The sequence below is a fragment of the Sphingobacterium athyrii genome (assembly GCF_003071065.1).
In the GTDB taxonomy this organism is placed as follows: domain Bacteria; phylum Bacteroidota; class Bacteroidia; order Sphingobacteriales; family Sphingobacteriaceae; genus Sphingobacterium; species Sphingobacterium athyrii.
In genome coordinates, this window is sequence record NZ_QCXX01000007.1 from 1 (window position 1) to 658 (window position 658).

The 658-nt window shown below is 41.9% G+C and carries 1 rRNA gene; it reads right to left on the reverse strand.

Going from position 1 to position 658, the window contains the following annotated elements:
• Nucleotides 1-230, reverse strand: a 16S ribosomal RNA gene (locus tag DCO56_RS21610); the annotation flags it as partial.
• Nucleotides 231-658 lie beyond the last annotated feature (428 nt).

The following is a 658-nucleotide window of genomic DNA, read 5'->3' on the forward strand; positions in this document are numbered from 1 at the left end:
CTATCCTATAAATATTTAATAACCAGACGATGCCGAATAGTTATATTATGCGGTGTTAATCTCTCTTTCGAGAGGCTATCCCCCTGATAGAGGTAGGTTGCTCACGCGTTACGCACCCGTGCGCCACTCTCACCATCTTTGAGCAAGCTCTCCGATGGATCCCGTCCGACTTGCATGTATTAGGCCTGCCGCTAGCGTTCATCCTGAGCCAGGATCAAACTCTCCATTGTAAAATGAAGTTTTTGATTCCAACTATTTACATAATCAGAATTCTTTTTTTATATCTCTGATCTTGGACCGAATTGAACCAATTCTTGAATTTGTTCATGACTTTCGACTTTCGTCTGTCTACTCGTCACGCTTACATGATTGTGTTTTCTTAAAGAACTTTTTGCGCTTCAACTTCCGTATCCGCTATATTCCGATGAGCATTGCGCCCGTCTTTATCTTTTTTGTTTTCCCCTCCGTTTCCGTTGGGACTGCAAAGGTAGAAATATTTTCCGAACTTCCAAAAAACTTTTGAAGTTTTTTTTCTTTTTCTTTTTCCAATTTCTGCGCCTAACTCCCGTTAAACCCTTCTTTTTTCAGGATTCCTTCTTTCGAAGCAACCGTTCCTCCCTTGCGGAGTGGTGCAAAGATAGGGAGTTTTCGGGCAAAC